This is a genomic window from Cryobacterium sp. TMT1-2-2, from assembly GCF_004403505.1.
Taxonomy (GTDB): domain Bacteria; phylum Actinomycetota; class Actinomycetes; order Actinomycetales; family Microbacteriaceae; genus Cryobacterium; species Cryobacterium flavum.
Genome location: NZ_SOGS01000003.1, coordinates 20,898 through 36,248, shown reverse-complemented (window position 1 = coordinate 36,248; position 15,351 = coordinate 20,898). Strand labels below are relative to the sequence as shown.

Annotated in this window: 18 protein-coding genes; 8 read left to right on the top strand and 10 right to left on the bottom strand. The window is 67.1% G+C overall.

The window, feature by feature from the left end; genetic code table 11:
* Window positions 1-41 precede the first annotated feature (41 nt).
* Window positions 42-908 (top strand): EamA family transporter, encoded by an 867-nt coding sequence (locus E3T35_RS02385; RefSeq protein ID WP_134377777.1) that lies wholly within the window; start codon window positions 42-44, stop codon window positions 906-908.
* Window positions 909-924: 16 nt separating this feature from the next.
* On the top strand, window positions 925-1,119 hold the full coding sequence (locus E3T35_RS02380) for a hypothetical protein (RefSeq protein ID WP_134343899.1): 195 nt from the start codon (window positions 925-927) through the stop codon (window positions 1,117-1,119).
* Here the strand turns inward: E3T35_RS02380 and E3T35_RS02375 are convergent.
* The 6 genes from E3T35_RS02375 to kynA all read right to left on the bottom strand — a co-directional run bounded on the left by E3T35_RS02375 (window position 1,109) and on the right by kynA (window position 5,507).
* On the bottom strand, window positions 1,109-1,342 hold the full coding sequence (locus tag E3T35_RS02375; protein WP_198420988.1) for a YciI family protein: 234 nt from the start codon (window positions 1,340-1,342) through the stop codon (window positions 1,109-1,111). The genes E3T35_RS02380 and E3T35_RS02375 overlap by 11 nt on opposite strands.
* A 56-nt stretch (window positions 1,343-1,398) precedes the next feature.
* Entirely contained in the window at window positions 1,399-2,097 is a 699-nt protein-coding gene (gene purQ / locus E3T35_RS02370; protein ID WP_134377775.1) for a phosphoribosylformylglycinamidine synthase subunit PurQ, read from the bottom strand.
* On the bottom strand, window positions 2,097-2,381 hold the full coding sequence (locus tag E3T35_RS02365; protein ID WP_092338071.1) for a phosphoribosylformylglycinamidine synthase subunit PurS: 285 nt from the start codon (window positions 2,379-2,381) through the stop codon (window positions 2,097-2,099). The genes purQ and E3T35_RS02365 overlap by 1 nt, the downstream gene beginning before the upstream one ends.
* 86 nt (window positions 2,382-2,467) lie before the next feature.
* Entirely contained in the window at window positions 2,468-3,760 is a 1,293-nt protein-coding gene (locus tag E3T35_RS02360) for a kynureninase (RefSeq protein WP_134377774.1), read from the bottom strand.
* Window positions 3,757-4,656, bottom strand: a complete 900-nt coding sequence (locus E3T35_RS02355) for an amidohydrolase (RefSeq protein ID WP_134377773.1) — start codon at window positions 4,654-4,656, stop codon at window positions 3,757-3,759. The genes E3T35_RS02360 and E3T35_RS02355 overlap by 4 nt, the downstream gene beginning before the upstream one ends.
* The gene (gene kynA, locus E3T35_RS02350; protein ID WP_092338065.1) at window positions 4,653-5,507 is read right to left on the bottom strand and encodes a tryptophan 2,3-dioxygenase; all 855 of its coding nucleotides are present in this window, start codon (window positions 5,505-5,507) and stop codon (window positions 4,653-4,655) included. The genes E3T35_RS02355 and kynA overlap by 4 nt, the downstream gene beginning before the upstream one ends.
* 96 nt (window positions 5,508-5,603) lie before the next feature.
* Between kynA and E3T35_RS02345 the strand changes: the two genes are divergently transcribed.
* The gene (locus E3T35_RS02345) at window positions 5,604-6,323 is read left to right on the top strand and encodes a TetR/AcrR family transcriptional regulator (RefSeq protein WP_134377772.1); all 720 of its coding nucleotides are present in this window, start codon (window positions 5,604-5,606) and stop codon (window positions 6,321-6,323) included.
* Window positions 6,324-6,326: 3 nt separating this feature from the next.
* Here E3T35_RS02345 and E3T35_RS02340 read toward each other — a convergent pair whose 3' ends face one another.
* The 3 genes from E3T35_RS02340 to purD all read right to left on the bottom strand — a co-directional run bounded on the left by E3T35_RS02340 (window position 6,327) and on the right by purD (window position 9,720).
* Window positions 6,327-7,157, bottom strand: a complete 831-nt coding sequence (locus E3T35_RS02340) for a VOC family protein (protein ID WP_134343936.1) — start codon at window positions 7,155-7,157, stop codon at window positions 6,327-6,329.
* Between the two features lie 180 nt (window positions 7,158-7,337).
* A complete protein-coding gene (locus E3T35_RS02335; protein WP_134343892.1) occupies window positions 7,338-8,303 on the bottom strand; it encodes a phosphoribosylaminoimidazolesuccinocarboxamide synthase in 966 nt (321 codons plus the stop codon).
* A gap of 151 nt (window positions 8,304-8,454) precedes the next feature.
* A complete protein-coding gene (purD, locus tag E3T35_RS02330) occupies window positions 8,455-9,720 on the bottom strand; it encodes a phosphoribosylamine--glycine ligase (RefSeq protein WP_134343891.1) in 1,266 nt (421 codons plus the stop codon).
* A 52-nt stretch (window positions 9,721-9,772) separates the two neighbouring features.
* On the opposite strand from purD, the gene E3T35_RS02325 reads away from it, so the two are divergent.
* Both E3T35_RS02325 and E3T35_RS02320 read left to right on the top strand, forming a co-directional pair.
* Window positions 9,773-10,132: a sterol carrier family protein gene (locus E3T35_RS02325; protein WP_134343890.1), complete on the top strand. Its 360-nt coding sequence runs from the start codon at window positions 9,773-9,775 to the stop codon at window positions 10,130-10,132.
* A 156-nt stretch (window positions 10,133-10,288) separates the two neighbouring features.
* Window positions 10,289-11,269 carry a lamin tail domain-containing protein gene (locus E3T35_RS02320; RefSeq protein WP_134377771.1) on the top strand — a complete coding sequence of 327 codons (981 nt, stop codon included), beginning with the start codon at window positions 10,289-10,291 and terminating at the stop codon, window positions 11,267-11,269.
* On the opposite strand, the gene E3T35_RS02315 is transcribed toward E3T35_RS02320, so the two are convergent.
* The gene (locus E3T35_RS02315; RefSeq protein ID WP_134377770.1) at window positions 11,176-12,093 is read right to left on the bottom strand and encodes a ribokinase; all 918 of its coding nucleotides are present in this window, start codon (window positions 12,091-12,093) and stop codon (window positions 11,176-11,178) included. The two genes, E3T35_RS02320 and E3T35_RS02315, sit on opposite strands and share 94 nt — an antisense overlap.
* A 38-nt stretch (window positions 12,094-12,131) precedes the next feature.
* On the opposite strand from E3T35_RS02315, the gene E3T35_RS02310 reads away from it, so the two are divergent.
* The 3 genes from E3T35_RS02310 to purM are packed head-to-tail and all read left to right on the top strand — an operon-like array spanning window position 12,132 to window position 15,277.
* Window positions 12,132-12,575, top strand: coding sequence for a hypothetical protein (locus E3T35_RS02310; protein WP_134377769.1), 444 nt, complete (start codon window positions 12,132-12,134; stop codon window positions 12,573-12,575).
* 12 nt (window positions 12,576-12,587) lie between these two features.
* Entirely contained in the window at window positions 12,588-14,177 is a 1,590-nt protein-coding gene (gene purF / locus E3T35_RS02305) for an amidophosphoribosyltransferase (protein WP_233197286.1), read from the top strand.
* Window positions 14,174-15,277 carry a phosphoribosylformylglycinamidine cyclo-ligase gene (gene purM, locus E3T35_RS02300; RefSeq protein ID WP_134377768.1) on the top strand — a complete coding sequence of 368 codons (1,104 nt, stop codon included), beginning with the start codon at window positions 14,174-14,176 and terminating at the stop codon, window positions 15,275-15,277. Before purF ends, purM begins: the two co-directional genes overlap by 4 nt.
* Window positions 15,278-15,351 lie beyond the last annotated feature (74 nt).

Genomic DNA, 15,351 nt, shown 5'->3' with positions numbered 1-15,351 from the left:
TAGCGTGAACTCATGCGCACCAGTTCACCCCGACACCACGCATGATCAGCGTCGTCCTCGCCCTGGTTTCGGCCGCCGCTTACGGCATGAGCGACTTTCTCGGCGGCATCGCGTCGCGCCGGGTGGCCGCGCTGCGGGTTGTGCTCATGTCGTACCCGATCTCGGTGGTGATCATCACGATCGCCGCCGCGTTCGTCGGCGGGGAATTCTCCTGGCGGTCGATGCTGTTCGGCGCAGCGTCGGGCGCTGTGATGGCCCTGGCCATGTGGTGGTTCTATATAGCCCTCGCTGAGGGGCCGATGAGCGTGGTGTCGCCGCTGACCGCCGTGATCGTCGCCGGAATTCCGGTGATCGTCGGGGTGATCATCGGGGAGCGCCCCTCAGTGATCTCCTACGGCGGCATCGCCCTCGCCATCGTCGCGGTCATTCTGGTGAGCCGGGAACCGCCGGGAGTCGCCGACCACACCGTTTCGGGCGCGCGTGCGCCACGATTCACCCGCCGGGTCGCCTGGTTCACCGTGGGTTCAGGCGTCTCGTTCGCCCTGAGTTTCGTCTTCACCCACGAGATCGAGGCCGGAACCGGACTGTGGCCGCTGGTGGTGTCGCGCACCGTGGCATCCGTGATCGTCATCGCGGTGGCGACCGGGGCGCGGCAGCTGGCGCGGCCGCCGCGGGCGATTCTCGGGTTCGCGTTTCTCGTGGCGGTGCTCGACGTGATCGGGGTCGTCACGATGCTCTACGCATTTCAGGGCGGCCTGCTGTCGCTCGTGTCGGTGCTTATTTCCCTCTATCCGGCCGTGACCGTGCTGCTCGCGGTGCTCGTACTCAAGGAGCGCGTCGGCCGGTTGCAAGTGGCGGGGATGGGCCTCGCCCTGGCCGCGGTCGCCGCCATCGCGGTCAACGGGTAGCACGCCCCGGGTGCCGATGCTCGAGCAACCGCTGCTGCGCGGGCGAATCGGTGAGGCCGCGCGCCCGAGTCGCTGCAACGGCTGCCTCGGACTCCCGACCGAGGCGGCGCAGCAGTTCGGCCCGGGTGGCGTGCAGCCAGAAGTAGTCGTCGAGACCGCGCGGGGCTTAGCCGCGCGGTCGCCCGTGAACTCGCCCGTGCTCACTGGCTGACGGTGTCGCTCGTCTCGAGCGTGGGAACCTTCCCGGTCATCGGCAGCGCCGGACGAATCTCGACGGCACCGTTCCACGCTCCCGGAATCATGGACGCGACCTTGATGGCCTCGTCGAGGTCGGTGCATTCGAGCAGGTAGAAGCCAGTAAGAGCCTCCTTGGTTTCGGCGTACGGTCCGCCGCTGAGCACGACGTCAACACCCTTGCCTCCGGTCACCCGCACGGTCGTGGCCGTGGGCGCCCGTGGATAGGACAGCCGCAGAAACTTTTCTGAGGACGTTAGCGCGAGACGAGTGCCTGGGCGATGACCGAGGTGAAGAAGACGAGCCCGTCGACGCCGCTCGCCATGGCGGTATCGGTGTCGGGGCCGAAGCCGGCCTCGACGGCGTGCTCGGGGTGCGGCATGAGGCCGACGACGTTCCCGCGGGCGTTGGTGACGCCGGCGATGTCATTCAGCGAGCCGTTCGGGTTGCCGCCGATATAGCGGGCCACGATTCGGCCGTCGCCCTCGAGTGTTTTCAGGGTCTCGGCGCTGGCCATAAACGAGCCCTCGCCGTTCTTCAGCGGAATGACGATCTCGGCGTTCGCCGAAAATCCGGTGGTCCAGTCGCTCGTATTGTTCTCGATGCGCAGGCCCTGGTCGCGGCAGATGAAGCGGCCGGCTTCGTTGCGAATGAGACCGCCGTCGAGCAGGTGGGCTTCGGTGAGCATCTGGAATCCGTTGCAGATACCGAGCACGGGCATGCCCTTATTGGCCGCGTCGATGACCTCGGTCATGATTGGGGAGAGGCTCGCGATGGCGCCGGCCCGCAGGTAGTCGCCGTAGCTGAACCCGCCGGGCAGCACGAGCGCGTCGACACCGTGCAGGTCGTGGTCGCCGTGCCAGAGGGCTACGGCGTCGGCGCCGGCCAGACGGATCGCGCGCGCAGCGTCACGATCATCGAGCGAGCCGGGAAAGGTGACGACGCCGATGCGCATCAGACGACCGCTGCCGAGGGCGCGTTCTGCACGTGGATGCCGACGACATCCTCGATCACGGAGTTCGACAGCACGGTGTCGGCGAGCTCGCGCACGGCCGCGAGGGTGGCCGCATCCGCTTCGCCGTCAATGGAAATCTCGAAGCGCTTGCCGACGCGCACGCCGGTGACGGTGGCCAGCGCTGACTGGGTCTGACCGAGGCGACCGAGGGCGCCGGCGACGGCCTTACCCTGGGGGTCAAGCAACTCAGCCTTGGGCATTACTTCGACGACGATCGTTGGCACAGGGCACTCCGCATACAGTCTGGGGCTTATAGTCGTGGCAAATCACTGCAATTCTACAGGCCGCAGCTTGGGCGGCCCGGCGCGCGTCACTCGGAGATGCCGTTCTGGCCGAGCAGAATGCCGCGCAACACGTCACGCACGGCGGCCACTCCGTCGTAGGTTTCGACAAAGCTCGTGCTGAGCGGGGCGAGGCCGAGCCGCAGGCCGTTGGGGCTGCGAAAATCGGGAATGACATCGTTATCCCACAGAATTCTCGTGACCTGACGCATGAGCGGATGGTTGATGGTCACGTGACCGCCGCGATGCGTCTGCTCCCGCGGCGAGGCCACGGTGACGCCCATCGGTGCCAGCCACTCATCGACGAGGGTGATGGCGAACTCGGTCAGCGCCACCGACTTCGCCCGCACCGACCCGATCGTGGCCTCATCGATCATGGCAATCGTGTCCTGCATGGCGAGCATGCCCACGACTGCGGGAGTGCCGCTCATGAAACGACGGATGCCGGTGGCCGGCACATACCCCGGCCCCATCTCGAAGATGGCCTGCGCGCCCATCCAACCCTGGATTGGCTGGGAAAGCACGTCCTGCAGATCACTCTTCACATAGCCGAACGCGGGTGCGCCCGGCCCACCGCTCAGGTACTTGTAGGAGCAGCCGACCGCGAGGTCGACGTCGCAGGCATCGAGATCGACCGCAACCGACCCAACCGAGTGGCTGAGGTCCCAGAGCACGAGGGCGTCGTGTTCGTGGGCGACGGCGGTGATGGCCTGCATATCGGCGAGGTAGCCGGAACGGTAGGCCACGTGGCTGAGCAGCACGAGCGAGGTCTGCGGGCCGACCACGCTGCGCACCTGGTCGGCGGTTACCCCACCCTCAGTGACGGATTCGATCCAGCGGAGGGTGAGACCGCGCTCGCGCGCAATGCCCTCCAGAATGTACCGGTCGGTGGGAAAGTTGTCGCTGTCGACCACGATTTCAGTGCGGCGCGGCCGCGAATCCACGGCGGCGCGGGCCAGTTTATAGAGCAGCACGGTGGTGGAATCGCCGACGAAGACCTGGCCGGCCGCGGCGCCGAGGCAGGTGCGGCCGAGGTCGTCGCCGATCTGCAGGGGAAGTTCCATCCACTGCTCGTCCCAGCCTCGAATGAGTCGGGTGCCCCAGTCGTTGGCGAGAAAGTCGGTGATGCGTTCGGCGCTGGCCCGCAGCGGACGGCCGAGCGAGTTGCCGTCGAGGTACGAGCGAGGATTGGCCGTGGCGGGGTCGGCGTCGGTGCCGAGGAACCGGGCGCGGTAGTGGGCGAGGCCGTCGATGCGGTCCATCCGTCGCGCGAAGGCGAGGTGGGCGCCCTGGCCGGTTGAGCTGGTGAAGTTGGGAGTCATGCGAGAACCTCGAGTTCGGGGCGGGTGAGGGCGCGGGCGGTGCAGAGCCAGTCGGTGAAGTCCAGGGGATCGCGCGGCCGTTCCCCCGGGATGAAGGTCACCCGGCTATCGGCCAGGGTCAGGCCGAGCGGTGCCGGCGAGCAGAGGGCGGTCAAGACCTCGCCGGAAGTCAGCCCCGCGTCGAGCAGCGCCGCGATCTCACCCGAGTTCAACCCGAGCGGCAGCGGGCCGTTGCCGAGGTCGGTGCCGTACAGCACCCGCCCGCCGGCCGCGTGGAACCGACGCAGATTGTCGCTGGCAATCTCGAACGCGGCAGTGGGGCGACCCCAGCCGTGAATGTCCAGGGTGCTGATCCAGGACATGCGGGCGGCCATCGCGGTCACGAGATCATCGGCGAGGCGCTCCGAAAAAGGGGTGTGGGCGAACGCGTCCACTCCAGCGGTAAACGCGCGATCGGCTTGACCCGCACCCTCGGCGTGCGCCACGACCGGCAGGGAACGTTCGTGCGCCCGCCCCACGAGTGCGGCCAATACCTCGGCGCCGAACACCGGGCCGGCGACCGAGTTGAGGGTAATTTTCAGAACGGATGCCCCAGCCGCGGCTTGCAAATCGACCACGGTGGTGGCATCCGCTATGGAGGCGACCGCGCAGCTCCAGGTGGGCTCGGCCCAGCTGGCCCGGCTGGGGTAGCCGCCGGGAGAGTTGATGAACTGGTGCGCATATGCCAGATCGGGCATAGATGTCCGGAGGCCGTCAGGCAGCCAGCCACCGAGGTCGATGGCCCGTGCGATTCCACCGCTCGGCAAAACTGTTCCGTCGATCAGGGCCAGGTGAATGTGTGCGTCGAGAAAGCCCGGCAGCACGGTACCTCGGCCGACCAGAAAGTGAGTGGTCACGCGCCGATCTCCGTGCGCACGGCGAACAACTCGGGAAAGAAAGTGAGTTCGAGGGCCTTCTGCAGAAAGGCCGCTCCACTGGATCCGCCGGTACCGTGCTTCATGCCGATGATGCGTTGCACCGTCTTGAGGTGGCGAAAGCGCCAGAGTTGAAAGTTGTCCTCAAGGTCGACGAGTTCTTCACAGGCCTCATAGGCGGCCCAGTGCTCGGAGGCGTTCTCGTATATTCCCCGAAAGGTATGCACGAGTTCGGGGTGCAAGGTCCACGCCTCGGTGACGTCGCGCTCGAGCACAGCGGCGGGAATGTCGTAGCCGGCCCGGTGAAGGTAGCGCAGAAACTCGTCGTAGAGGCTGGGGGACTCAAAGGTGGCGGTCAGCAGGGTGTGGGCAGCGGCATCCGCTTCGAAAACCGTGAGCATGCGGCGGTTCTTGTTGCCGAGCGCGAACTCGACCGCGCGGTACTGATACGACTGAAAGCCACTGGAAGAGCCGAGAAAATTCCGAAACTGGGCGTATTCGGTGGGCGTGAGGGTCGCGAGCACCGACCACTGCTCGGTCAGGGTTCGCTGAATGTGCTTGACCCGGGCGATGCCCTTGAGAGCCGGAGCGAGCTGGTCCTGCCGCAGCGCCTCGATGGCAGCCTGCAGTTCGTGCAGCACGAGCTTGAGCCAGAGCTCGGTGGTCTGGTGCTGGATGATGAACAGCAGCTCATCGTGGTGTTCCGGTACGCTGACCGGCTTCTGGGCGTCGAGCAGGGTCGGTAGGTCGAGGTAGGCCCCGTAGCTCATCTTCTCTCGAAAATCGGTGACGATCTCGGGGTCGAAGTCACGGGTGTTGTTCTTGAGAGTCATCGGGTTCCGTTCGGCTTGTTCAAATTGTGCGCAGGTTGCGGCTGTCGGCGCAACACCACAGCGAACCGGGCACGTCAAAGTTCTAGACTGGAGCGCATGACCCCGCCGACCCGAAAGCCCCAGGATGGCGTGCCAGCCCCGTCTGCACCCGAGCGAACCGCAGCGAGTGCGCCCCGCCGCCGCGACGCCCGGCTGAACCGGGACCGTCTCGTAGTGTCGGCTCGCGCCCAGTTTGCCCAGTACGGGATCGACGCCTCACTCGAGGAGATCGCGCGTCAGGCCGAGGTCGGTGTTGCCACGCTGTACCGCAACTTTTCGACGCGCGACGACCTGGTTCGGGCGCTCTACGACCTGGCTCTGGCAGAACTGCACGCGGTGCGCGGGGAGATCGAGGCTGCCCCCACCCCGTGGGAGGCGCTCGTTGTCTACACCGAACGGGTCGCCGAATGGCTCGTCGCCGACCCGTCATTGCCGCCGATCCTGCGACGCATGGCACAGCTCGACCCGTCAGCCAGGCCCGCTGCCGAGTTCGACGGCTTCATCGCGAGCCTGGTGGCCCGCGCCAAGAAGGACGGCACCCTGCGCCGCGACGTCGACGCGGTCGACCTCGCCGTGCTCGTCACCATGGTCGGGTCGCTCGGCGGCCTCGGCGACGGTTACGCCGGCCAGTGGCGCCGTCAGCTCTCCATCGTGCTCGACGGCCTGCGTGCCGCCGACGCGCCTCGGCCCAAGCTGCCCGGCCGCCCGCTCGACGTGAAGGACTATCAGGCCACAGTGCACGGCCTGACCCGTCGGGCGGCCCGCGCCGCCCGGTAAGGGTTAGACGGTCGCTGGGTCGGCTGCGCTCACTCGGATGCGGTTGGCCCACGGGTCGTCGAAAGCGAGGGTCTGGCCGTCGTGAGTGGTGTCGACTTTGTAGTGGGCCATCCGTTCGCCCAAGGCGCCCACGTCGTCGGTGCTGGGCACGATGATGCTGACCTCGCCGAGGCCGAGGGCCAGACGACGCTTGCCGCTGCCCGAGCTTTCCCAGGTGTTCATGGCCATGTGGTGGTGGTAGCTTCCAGCCGAGACGAACAGCGCCGAGGGCCCGAAATTCGCGGTCGCCTCGAAGCCGAGCCGGTTCACATAGAACTCCCGGGCGCTCGCGACGTCTCCCACTGAGAGGTGGATATGGCCGACGATGGCATGGCCCTCGTTCGGCTCAGCCGACATATGCTCGGAAATAAATGCGTTCGGGTCGAGGTAGAGCGAGGCCATTTCGACCTGGCCGTGGGTCCAGCTCCACAGGGTGCGGTCGCGGTCCCAATACAGCTCGATGCCGTTGCCCTCGGGGTCGGTGAAGTAGAAAGCCTGGCTGACCAGGTGATCGGCGCTGCCGGTGAACGTTCCGGGGGCCTTCGTGCCGATCGAGTACACGGCGGCGGCGAGGTCGGCCTGCGTGTCGAACAAAATGGCTGTGTGGTAGAGCCCGGCCGAGCGTGCTTCGGCGGCCTTGAGCTCGGGGGCGTGCTGCAGGATCACGAGCGGGGTCTGGCCGCGCCCGAGTACGGCGACGGGGCCGTCTTGGCTTTGCAGCTCCAAGGTCACGATGTCGCGGTAGTAGGCGATCATTGCGTCGAGGTTGCCCACGCGTAGAGTCACCGCGCCCATTCCGGTGTCGGCGGCCAGCAGGTCTTTCGCAGTGAGGGTCACAGCAGGCACAACGGATGCGCCGCCCCGGCTATTCCGCGATTCGCAGTGTTCGGATCCCCCCGTTTGCGACGGGATGGGCCGGCAGTGGTGTTGGTGTGCTGTTGTGTTGCGTCGCGGTTTTGTTGTGTCGCTGTGCGCTCAGGCGCCGGTAAGACGTTCGAGAAGTTCTCGATAGCGGGCCGCGGTCTGCTGCACGATCTCAGTCGGCAGCTCGGGCGGGGTACCGACGCCGTCCCAGTTCGCCGCGAGCCAGTTGCGCACGATTTGCTTGTCAAAACTGGCCATGCGGGTTTCGGGGGTGGTGCCGGTTCGCCAGGCTGCGGCATCCCAATAGCGGCTGGAGTCGCTGGTGAGCACCTCGTCGGCGAGCACGGTCACGCCGGTGTGACGGTCGGCACCGAACTCGAACTTGGTGTCGGCGAGAATGACGCCGGCCTTCTCGGTGATCGTTCCGGCGGCCTGAAACAAGGACAGCGAGAGGTCGCGCAGTTCGGCCGCAACGGTGGGCCCGACGAGTTCGACGGTGCGCTCGAACGAGATGTTCTCGTCGTGCTGGCCCATCGGGGCCTTCCAGGCCGGGGTGTAGATGGGTTCGGGCAGGCGGTCGCCGTTCTGCAGCCCGGCCGGAAGCGATATGCCGCACACCGCCTGCGTTTCGAGGTATTCCTTCCAGCCGCTGCCGGTGAGGTAGCCGCGCACGACGCACTCGATCGGGTACATGTCGAGGGTGCGGCAGAGCATGGCCCGGCCAGCGACGCTCGCGGGGATGAGCTCGCGCACGGTGCTGCCGACCTGCTCGTGGTCGGCGATGAGGTGGTTAGGCACACCGGTCAGCCGGTCGAACCACCACAGGCTCAGGGTGGTGAGCAGCTCGCCCTTGCCCGGAATTCCGGGCTCGAGCACGTGGTCGAAGGCGCTCACCCGGTCGCTGGCGACCACGAGCACGCGGGCCGCGGTCGCGAGCGAGGGGGCATCCGCTGTCGCGCTGGATTCGACATACAGGTCGCGCACCTTGCCCGAGTAGACGCGGGGCCACCCGTCCAAGACGGCAACGGATGCGGGGGACTCGTGCTCAGATTGGCTCACCCGTTCATTCTCCCGCATCTCCACCCGGCATAACTCCTGCAGAAAATCTGCCCGACACATCGGACCCCTGAAACGACGGGCAAGTTTGGGCGCCGGTCAGCAGATTGCAGGAGTTATGCCGGTCCGATGCCGATGCCGATGCCGGTCCGATGCCGATGAGGGAGAGCGGTCAGGCCACGCGGGCGGCAATATCCGTGCGAAAGTGGGCGCCGGCGAGGGATACGTGGCCGAGAGCCTCGTAGGCCCGAGCCCGAGCCTCGGCGAAGGAGTCGCCAACGGCGACGACGCTGAGCACCCGGCCGCCGGTCGAGACGAGCCTGCCATCGTGAAGCCGGGTTGCGGCGTGCGAGATCGTGACGCCGTCCACGGCCAGGGCGGCCTCGAGCCCGGTGATTTCGCGGCCGATGAGCGGGGTGTCCGGGTAGTTCTCGCTCGCCAGCACGACGGTCACCGCCACGTCGGCGGAGAATTCGGGCCGGGGGAGGGCGCTGAGCACGCCGGTCGCGGCGGCCAGCAGCAGGCCGGACAGCGGCGTGACCAGGCGCGGCAGCACGACCTGCGTCTCTGGGTCTCCGAAACGGGCGTTGAATTCGATCACGCGAATGCCGGCATCCGTCAAGATGAGCCCACAGTAGAGCAGCCCGACAAAGGGAGTGCCCTCGGCGGCGAGCTGACGCACGGTCGGAAGCGCGACGGTCTCGATGATCTCGTCGACGAACGCGGTCTCGCTGCCGAATGAGGCGTCGAGCCAGGGCAGCGGGGAGTAGGCGCCCATGCCGCCGGTGTTGGGGCCGGCATCGTGGTCGAGGGCACGCTTGTAGTCCTGGGCGGGGGAGAGCGGCAGCACGTTCTGGCCGTCGCTGAGCAGAAAGAGCGAGATCTCCTGCCCGTCGAGAAACTCTTCGATGAGCACGCTGCCGTGTTCGAGCCAGTACGTCGCGTGCGCGAGGGCTGCCGGCCGATCCGGGGTGACGAGCACGCCCTTGCCGGCGGCGAGTCCGTCGGCTTTGACGACGTAGGGGGCACCGAACTCGTCGAGGGCGGATTCGGCCTCGGCGAGGGTGCCGGCGCGCACGGCCCGGCCGGTGGGAACGCCGGCCTCATCCATTATGCGTTTGGCAAAGGTCTTGCTCCCCTCGAGCGCGGCGGCGGCCCGGTCGGGCCCGAACACGGCGACGCCGCGGGCGCGCAGGGCGTCGGCGACTCCGGCCACGAGCGGGGCCTCAGGGCCGATCACGACGAGCTCAACGCCGTGCAGCACCGCGTAGTCGGTCACGGCCACCGGATCGTTCGGGTCGAGCGCCACGACCGGCACCTCGGCGGCGATACCGGCATTGCCGGGGGCGCACTCCACGCTCGGACGCGGCTGCTCACGAAGCAGCGCGGTGACGATGGCGTGCTCGCGGGCACCGGAACCAAGGACCAGAATTTTCACCGTTTCAGGCTACCCGATGCCTCGGGCCCGCCTGATCCGGCAGACTGGGACCATGGCACGAGCGCGCATCGACGACGGAGCCGGCCGGGCGGCCGTGCGGGCCGCGCTCGCCGAGGGCGCCAGCGCGAGCCGGGATATCCGTGCCCAAGCCGTGCGCTACACCCTGCAACTGCTCGCGGAACAGGCCGAGGGCAACACCCTCGAAGTGCGGGTGCCGCCGTTCGGCGCCACGCAGTGCGTCGCCGGCCCCCGCCACACTCGTGGTACTCCGCCCAACGTCATCGAAACGGATGCCGCCACCTGGCTGGCCCTGTCCACCGGCGCTCTCTCCTGGGCCGATGGCGTAGCAACAGGCGCCATCCACGCCTCCGGCGCCCGAGCCACTCTGCTAGGTCACCTCCCGCTGCTCTAACCCGCCCGCGAGAGCGCAAAAAGTGCCCGTTTGAGGCATTCAATCGGGCACTTTTTGCGCTCTCGCGGCTCCGGACGTTCACGTGGGAGACACACGCGGGATGGGTGCCGCCCCTAGCTTGAGTGCGACCGCCCCCATGAAACAAAAGGTTGCTCCGTGCCCAGATCGACTCGTCCCTTCCGCCCGTCGCTGATCGCACTGGGCTTGGTGCTACTGATCGGAGGAGCGGGCGCCATCGCGCCGGCACTGTCGGCGACGGCCGCCACCGACATGCCGCCGCTTCTGGTCACCGAGATCACGCCCGACACGACCAACGTCGGATCGGCGGACGGGTACGAGTTCATCGAGGTCTACAACGCGACCACCGCACCTATCAACTTCGGGGACTACATGCTCAACTACCTGTATCCGCTCGCCGACCTCACCAACAGCGGAGCGGTGCTCTGGCCAAGCACGCCGACCGACGTGGTCATCGCGCCCGGCGGAAACCTCGTCTTCTGGATCAAGAACGGCCAGAACGACGCCCTCACCGACTCTGATTTCAACGCCGCATTCGGCTCCAACCTCACCATGGGTCGTGATCTGGTCGAGGTCTTCAGCGGCGGAATGGCCAACGGTTCGGCGCGCGGCATCGAAATTCTGACCAACACGGGTTTCAGCGTCAACACGGCCTATTACAACCTCGCCGGCGCAGACGACGTCGACCCCAACGTCGGCATCCAATACGGCATCCAATACGGCATCGACACTAGCAATCCCGGGCGGCAGCTGAACCTCGGTAAGGCCGCAGCCAATCCGGGCAACGTTTTCGCGGCACAGGTGCCGAGCGACCTCAAGAACGTCGCCGCCGACACGACCGCGCCCGTGATCACCGATCACACGCTCACGGAGACCGACCCGGCGTACAACTTCGCCCTGTCGGCCACCGTCACCGACAACGTGCAGGCACGAACCGTCGAGCTGCGCCTCAAGAGCGATATCGACGCTGAGTACGCGGCGTCTCATGAGGCCGAAAGTGGTATCTCGCGCGCGCTGCGCAGCTGTCAGGTGAGGATTGCCGCGACTTCGGCCGAAACCGGCATCGAGGTGGTGGCGCCGGCGCGGGTCACCGCGATTGAGGACGCCACCGTGGCGTAGCGCACAGCCTCGATCATCTGATCGGGGGTCACGGCGGTGCCGCGCCCGGAATCGACCGCCAGGCGCGCTACGAGTGCTCCGACGAAGGTGTCGCCCGCCGCCGTCGTATCGACGGCCGTCACCGGGCGGGCCGGCGCGAGCCCGAGGGCCTCGCCGTCAAACGCCACGACCGACCCTTCCGAGCCCAGGGTCACGATCGCCCAAGTCTGCCCGGCGCTCAGCACCTCGGCGGCACGCACCGGGTCGCTTGCCCCGGTGAGCGCGGCGGCTTCGATCTGGTTCGGCACGACCAGGTCGACCGAGGCGAGAAAACCGGCGGGCAGCGACACCACCGGCGCCGGCGTCAGCACGGTGAACACACCCGCCGCGCGGGCAACCCGGATCCCCTCGACCAGCACAGAAACCGGCAGCTCGCACTGCATGACGAGAAAGGCTGAGTCGGCCACGATCGCGCGCTGCTCCACACTCAAGGTGGTCACGGTGGCATTGGCGCCCGACACCACGACGATCGAATTCTCGCCGCTGTCCACGACGGAGATGTGGGCGGTACCGGTGGGGGCATCCGCTGTGGCCAGTTCGGTAGAACGGATGCCCTCGGTCGCCAGTAGCGCGCGCAATTGCGTCCCGTAGGCATCCGCCCCTACCGCTCCCAGAAAAGTCACATCCGCTCCCAACCGGGCGGCGGCGACCGCCTGATTGAGCCCCTTACCGCCCGGAACCGTCGTGAAACTGGCCCCGAACATCGTCTCGCCGGGACGGGGGAGTCGCGCCTGGCGTACGACGAGATCCATGTTGGCGCTTCCGAGTACCGCAATCGTGTTCATATAGTCAGTCTCGCATCTGCCCATGGGACAATGAGCGGGTGAGTTCTACTGAGCAGCCCAGCGCTGAACAACCCCAAGACCCGTCGACCAGCAACGGCGGTGCGACGGCACCTGGCAGCGCCGGCGAGACCGTGCTGGCTGAGGGGACCGTGACCGTGCACCGGGCCCCGCGCTACCGCAACTTCATGCTGCTCGGAGCGGTCCTCGGTGTGCTGCTCGCCCTCATTCTCACGGTCTCCTTTCCGGAGAATGATGAGTACGACCGGGCACAGATTTTCGGCTTTCTGCTGCTCGGAGGCCTAGCCATCGGCACAACCCTCGGTGCCGCTGTGGCGCTGGTGATCGACCGTATTGTGGGTCGATCGCGAATGACGGTGGTCGCCGATAGACTGGGCGCGAACGAACACAGCACCAACGACCGTGCCGCTGAGCCTGGCTCCGGCACCCCCAACGATGATTCCCAAGCGTTCAACGAGAAGTAAAGAGGCTGCGGCTTGCCCGGTGGCGACGGACTGTTAAATCACGATCTTCTTCCCAATGAGAAGGGCCCACAAGATGCTTGTGGTGTCTTCGGAGTGTGGGCTCCCGGCGAAGAGGTAGCGAAACTCAGCTACTTCGGCCTGTATGCCCTGCAACATCGCGGCCAGGAATCGGCCGGAATCGCCACGAGCGACGGCACCAAGATTCTCATTTACAAAGACATGGGACTCGTCTCCCAGGTCTTCAATGAGGCTTCGCTGAGCACCCTGCTGGGGCACATCGCCGTCGGGCACACCCGCTATTCCACGACCGGATCGTCGAGCTGGCAGAACGCCCAGCCGACGCTCGGGCGTACCGCGAGCGGAACGGTGGCCCTCGGCCACAACGGCAACCTCACCAACACCGCCGAGCTGCTGCAGCTCGTGCACGAACGCTACCCGCAGGTTGACGGTGAACTCGCCCGCGGCAACACCACCGACACCGCCGTGGTCACCGCGCTGCTCACCGGCGACCTCGACCACACCCTTGAAGCCACAGCGCTCGAGGTGTTGCCACGGCTCCGCGGCGCCTATTGCCTCGTCTTTATGGATGAAACCACCCTCTACGCGGCCCGCGACCCCCAGGGTGTGCGGCCGCTGGTGCTCGGCCGCCTGGAACGCGGCTGGGTCGTCGCCTCCGAGACCGCAGCCCTCGACATCGTCGGTGCCAGCTTCGTGCGCGAGGTCGAACCGGGTGAGCTCATCACCATCGACGAGAACGGGCTGCGCACGCAGCGCTTCGCTAAGGCCGACCCTAAGGGCTGCGTCTTCGAATACGTCTACCTCGCCCGCCCCGACACCACCATCGCGGGTCGCGGCGTGCACGAGGCCCGGGTCGAGATGGGCCGCAAGCTCGCCGCCGAGTACCCGGTCGAGGCCGACCTCGTCATCCCCACTCCAGAGTCCGGCACCCCGGCAGCCATCGGCTACGCGCAGGCATCGGGCATTCCGTTCGGCCAGGGCCTCGTCAAGAACTCCTACGTCGGGCGTACCTTCATCGCGCCGTCGCAGACCATCCGGCAGCGTGGTATCCGCTTGAAATTGAACCCGCTCAAGAACGTGATCAAGGGCAAGCGTCTCATCGTGGTCGACGACTCGATCGTGCGCGGCAACACGCAGCGTGCACTCGTCAGCATGCTGCGGGAGGCCGGCGCTGCCGAGGTGCACGTGCGCATTTCGAGCCCGCCGATCACCTGGCCGTGTTTCTACGGCATCGACTTCGCCAGCCGTGCCGAACTCATTGCGACTGGCCTCGAGATCGACGAGGTGCGCCAGTCGATCGGCGCCGACAGCCTCGGCTACCTCTCCGAAGACGGCATGATCGCCGCCACCGAGCAGCCGCGCGAGCGCCTCTGCACCGCCTGCTTCACCGGCGTCTACCCGATCGCGCTGCCCGAAGCGCAGCACCTCGGCAAGAACCTGCTGGAGCGACCGGCAGCGGCAAACGGATGCGACCCCGGTCCGGATTCCGACCTGGAAGCCGTGCTGGCACCCGCCGCACGCAAAGAAGAAGCCCTGGCCCGCCTGGGCCAGGTGCCGTTCGGTGACCCGGGAAGACCAGAATGAGCAACTCCTCATATGCAGCAGCCGGAGTCGATACCCGGGCCGGTGACCTCGCGGTCGAGCTCATGAAGTCGGCCGTCTCTAATACGCACGGCCCCGAGGTCTGGGGCGGTGTCGGCGGTTTCGCTGGGCTGTTCGACGTGTCGTTCCTCACCAAGTTCCGTCAGCCGCTCCTGGCCACGTCAACGGATGGTGTCGGCACCAAGGTCGCTATCGCACAGGCCATCGACAAGCACGACACCATCGGTCAAGACCTGGTGGGCATGGTCGTCGACGACATCATCGTCGTCGGAGCACGCCCGCTGTTCATGACCGACTACATCGCCTGCGGCAAGGTCGTCCCCGAGCGCATCGCCTCAATCGTGGCCGGCATCGCCCGCGCCTGCTCCGAGACCGGAACCGCCCTCGTCGGCGGCGAAACCGCCGAACATCCCGGCCTGCTCGGCCCTGACGACTACGACGTGGCCGGCGCGGCCACCGGCGTGGTCGAAGCCGACCAGGTTCTCGGCGCCGACAAGGTCGTGTCCGGCGACGTCGTCATCGCCATGGCCTCGAGCGGCCTGCACTCCAACGGCTATTCGCTTGTGCGTCATATCCTGGCGCAGCGCGGCATCGGTTACACCGACACCTCGGCCGACCTCGGCGGCATGGTCGGTGAGGTTCTGCTCGAGCCGACCCGGCTGTACACCGGGCCGCTGCTCGACGTGATCAACGATCCAGAGCTGGCAGGCGCTATCCACTCGCTCAGTCACGTCACCGGCGGCGGCATAGCGGCGAACCTCGCCCGCGTGCTGCCCGTCGGATCTTGGGTCGAGGTCGACCGCTCCACGTGGTCCCCGGCCCCGGTGTTCCGGGTTCTCGGTGACATGGCCGGCTCCACGCTGGAAAGCGCCGAGGGAACCTGGAACCTCGGAGTGGGCATGTTTGCGGTCGTGGATGCGGCATCCGCTTCGTCGGTCATCGCCCGGCTGGCCACGAGCGGCATTCCCGCCTGGGTCACCGGTCGGGTCTCGCGCGCCGCTCACGACCTGACCGGATTCGAACAGGGCGCCAAGGGCGTCAACGGTGGCGCTGTGCGTCTTGTCGGGGCCTACGCGAGCTAACCTCGCGCCCCAGCGCCTCGGGAGGTTGGGAGGTTCGAGCGCACGAGTGGGGGCTTGAGCGGGCTGCGCCGGGC

Bases quoted from the DNA above. Each gene is read 5' to 3' on its own strand.
- purM (WP_134377768.1), top strand. From the start codon at position 14,174: ATGAGCAACTCCTCATATGCAGCAGCCGGAGTCGATACCCGGGCCGGT.
- E3T35_RS02315 (WP_134377770.1), bottom strand. From the start codon at position 12,093: ATGAACACGATTGCGGTACTCGGAAGCGCCAACATGGATCTCGTCGTA.
- E3T35_RS02360 (WP_134377774.1), bottom strand. From the start codon at position 3,760: ATGACTCCCAACTTCACCAGCTCAACCGGCCAGGGCGCCCACCTCGCC.
- E3T35_RS02385 (WP_134377777.1), top strand. From the start codon at position 42: ATGATCAGCGTCGTCCTCGCCCTGGTTTCGGCCGCCGCTTACGGCATG.
- E3T35_RS02335 (WP_134343892.1), bottom strand. From the start codon at position 8,303: ATGCGGGAGAATGAACGGGTGAGCCAATCTGAGCACGAGTCCCCCGCA.
- E3T35_RS02340 (WP_134343936.1), bottom strand. From the start codon at position 7,157: ATGGGCGCGGTGACTCTACGCGTGGGCAACCTCGACGCAATGATCGCC.
- E3T35_RS02325 (WP_134343890.1), top strand. From the start codon at position 9,773: ATGGCACGAGCGCGCATCGACGACGGAGCCGGCCGGGCGGCCGTGCGG.
- purQ (WP_134377775.1), bottom strand. From the start codon at position 2,097: ATGCGCATCGGCGTCGTCACCTTTCCCGGCTCGCTCGATGATCGTGAC.
- kynA (WP_092338065.1), bottom strand. From the start codon at position 5,507: ATGACTCTCAAGAACAACACCCGTGACTTCGACCCCGAGATCGTCACC.
- E3T35_RS02380 (WP_134343899.1), top strand. From the start codon at position 925: ATGCTCGAGCAACCGCTGCTGCGCGGGCGAATCGGTGAGGCCGCGCGC.
- E3T35_RS02345 (WP_134377772.1), top strand. From the start codon at position 5,604: ATGACCCCGCCGACCCGAAAGCCCCAGGATGGCGTGCCAGCCCCGTCT.